This is a genomic window from Legionella drancourtii LLAP12, assembly GCF_000162755.2.
GTDB classification, from domain to species: domain Bacteria; phylum Pseudomonadota; class Gammaproteobacteria; order Legionellales; family Legionellaceae; genus Legionella; species Legionella drancourtii.
This window is the reverse complement of sequence record NZ_JH413832.1, coordinates 123,049-126,505: the sequence shown is the minus strand read 5'-3', so window position 1 is coordinate 126,505 and position 3,457 is coordinate 123,049. Positions and strand designations below refer to the sequence as shown.

Here is a 3,457-nt window from a genome sequence, read left to right as displayed (position 1 = left end):
GATAAGCTATACTTTAATCACGAAGTAAGGATGACATGGATATGTCTGACAGGATGTCAACATGAAATGGATCAGTACAGTAATTGTACTTCGCTGCACGGATGCAGCATCATTAGCTCAAGTAGTTTACCTCTAATAGAGGGGTAACTCCATACAGTTATAAATACCTCCAATCAAATAAAATCTCAAACCAAAACGCTCGCTTACCAATCACATTTTCATTTAAAACTCATTTAGTCTGCATCCGTTGCATTAAATACGATGGATAACAAGCTAAGAGTGATCAAATTAGCGTTGATTTGGTATCATGTTGATGTAATTAGTGGATTGGAGGGTGCTTTTCGATTTTTTGACCTCATTATAGGAGAAAAAACCAAGCTCCAGCTTATCCAACTTTCTTTTATGGTGATTATTATCTAGCAAACAAAGCAGATCTTTTTCTTCTACGATACAAGCCATATCATATGGGGTAATGCTGATTGTTTGTTTACCTGCATGATGATGTTGTTTTATGAACTGACTCATGTTGTTACTTATTCTTTCTGCGTATTCTACTGTAGCAATTTTCTCTGAGCAATGACAGGCTAATTCCTGAAGATTTTCTACTGTTATTTCGCAGGTCGAATGCACATTAACGCCTGCTATAATTAATTGTTCGAATGCAGAAATACAACCATATTGAGCTGCTAGGAAAATAGGAGTTACTCCATTATCTAACTGACAATGCAAATCCGCTCCAAATTTGGCAAACGTAGCAATGGCCTCAGAATTATCCATTTGGACGGCAATATGAAGAGGAGTAGCTCCATTATCGTCTACTAAAGTGGGATCTGCTTCACGATTAAGAAGTGCCTCAATAGCCTCCGTATTATTTCGTTTGGCCGCCATATGCAGCGGGGTCGCTCCCTTATCGTTTCTTAAATTAGGATTTGCGCCAAGCTTAATAAGCACCGCAATAGCCTCGACACTATTTCGTTTGGCAGCCATATGCAGTGGGGTAGCTCCGTTATCATCAGCTATATTAGGCGCGACCTTAAGCCCGATAAGGGTAACAATTGCCTCAACGCAATTTTCTTCAGCTCCAGCATGAAGTGGTGTAGCTCCCTTATCATCCCCTAAATTAAGATCTGCCCCAAGTTTAGCAAAGGCAGTGATCACCGGGACGTGTCCATTCTTAGCTGCAATATGAACAGGCGTAACCAGGGTAATACAATCGCCTTTATTTACATCAGCTCCGTTCTTAGCCAGCAGGGATATAGATGCTACATCACCATTCTTTGCAGCTAGATAGATTGGTGTGTAATTAGCACTCAACACATTTATCTCAGCTCCATTATGACAGAGAAAATCTATAATTTCTAAATCACCATGCAGCACAGCTAAATAAATTAATGGATAATTGCCATAATCGTTGTCTATCCTAAGTCCATATTTAAGATATTCCGCTAGAATCCAAGTATGTTCATTTTGAGTTGCAATACAAGCCAAGTCATATCCATCAGATTCTCGCGTTAACATCTCCTCGGTTAATGCCAGTTTTTCAGAAAATTGATTAAGAGCAGTGGTTACTGCAGGTAATAACGCATTATCAGCAACAGTAAAAATAGAACAATTAAAGCCAATATGTGGAATTGAAGGTTTAGCTGTTAAAACCTCAACTATTTCTTTAGCAAGTAAATGAGTTTCCTCCTTACTAAATACTAAGGGAGGATATTGTTCGTTATCCATGAACCGCCATCCAATTCCCGGGGTATAGGTTACTGCAATGGTATGATAAAATTCACCGATAAGAATTCCCCAGCATTCATTTGCTGAGTTACTTGTTGCATTGTCCAATACATCGCTGAGTTTATCAAAATATTGCGTGACTTCTTCTTTTGTGTACATCCCTGGATGGGAATATATTTTACATAATCCCCCCCGGGAACGCATTGCATCAGAAGTCGCAATATCTGAAATGGATTCAATATCAGATTGGGAAAATGGCCTACCAAAAAATGAGGTATAGCTATTTGGGGATTGCTGTAATTCCATGTGATCAAAAAAAGCTTGAATATCCAGAAGCGTTTTATCTTCTTCTGTTAATTGATTTTCTTCTTTGTCTTGTGCTTCTTGAATTCGAGCAATTAATGAATCGCCATAGGAATGAATTTCTTTAATGCGGTTTTCAAATAAATTTTCTTCACCAACCAAGCATGCTTCAAGCCATCTAATTGCAAATCCATGACAACTATCCTCTGGTAAGAGGTAACCTAAATCTTCTCGCAACGAAGTTAATAACAAATTAATATCTAACAACATATGAACAGGCTTACAACAGAGACATCTTTGAAAATTATACCAAAAGATCAAATATAAATCAATTTGCTCTTTTGCTGTTATTTATGGGATGACTATCATAAAATAGCATGGTCTACAACAAAGTGAAGCCGACGATATCCAATTTTTAATCAGAAGAGTTGGGGCTTCAATGCAAAAACAAGCACTAGTTGTGAACATTGAAGCACAAAAAATCGAAAAATTTTGGCCAAGATAGTAAAAATATCAATAGCCACCCATCAAGAATAAATAGGACTAGATTCAATCCAGCTATTATCTTTTAGAAGCCATAATGTTAACAAAAACATCATTAGATACATGGTTCCTTGTAGGAGCAAAACTGTTAAAGAAGTTGAATATATTTCTTAAAACACGATTAGGTTCTACCTCTACTTCTGATAATTTAAGTTCATTTTTCTTCTCTTTTTCGGTAATAAATTGCTTAATACGCTCTGATTTAACTGAGGATGGGGCAAGAAATGACAAAATCGTTGTAACGCTATCTGCAGCTAAGGGCTCAAGATTTGTATTTTTCATGCCTTTGGTAGATAAAGAGATCAGCGGAGCTAAGGCTCTAGCAAAATTAGACTCACCATTTTTTCCCCAATTAAATCGTTCTGGCTCCTTAACATTCGTTTCCAACATCCTGAAAAATTTATCCGTTTTATCAGTTTTTTTGAACAATTTATTTTTTTTAAGGTTAATGTCTTTTACACTAAGTGGTATTATTTCTAGAATTCCATTCAATTCATTATTGCTCTTTTTATAAAAATTATTATTACCTAAGTAAATAGAGGTAATATGAGCAGGAACAGCAGCAAAGCCGTTCTTTAATTCAGTTGTATTCATTTCACCGAAATCATTATCACTTAAATCAATAGAGGTTATATGAGATGGGATTGCGCGGATAAATTGTTTTAAATCCCCTTTTTTCATAAGGCCAAGATGATTATTACCAAACTTCAGCGTGCTAACCCCTTTGGGAATCGCGTTAATAATTCTTATTAATGAGTGAACACCTCTCTTATCAAAGTTCATTCCACTTAAATCAAGGCACTTTAGTGTATCAGGAATAGCTCCCAAGATGCGTTCCATCTCATCATCACTTTTATCACTAAAGGCAGGGATGATTGACCCC

1 protein-coding gene and 1 pseudogene are annotated in these 3,457 nt (G+C 36.6%); both read right to left on the bottom strand.

Features of this window, described 5'->3' with window-relative positions:
- Positions 1–288 precede the first annotated feature (288 nt).
- Positions 289–2,301 (bottom strand): ankyrin repeat domain-containing protein, encoded by a 2,013-nt coding sequence (locus LDG_RS11920; protein ID WP_006871626.1) that lies wholly within the window; start codon positions 2,299–2,301, stop codon positions 289–291.
- A 291-nt stretch (positions 2,302–2,592) separates the two neighbouring features.
- Positions 2,593–3,457, bottom strand: a pseudogene (locus tag LDG_RS11915) (hypothetical protein); the annotation flags it as partial.

Coding starts and splice junctions, on each gene's coding strand:
- LDG_RS11920 (WP_006871626.1), bottom strand. CDS start 2,301: ATGTTGTTAGATATTAATTTGTTATTAACTTCGTTGCGAGAAGATTTA.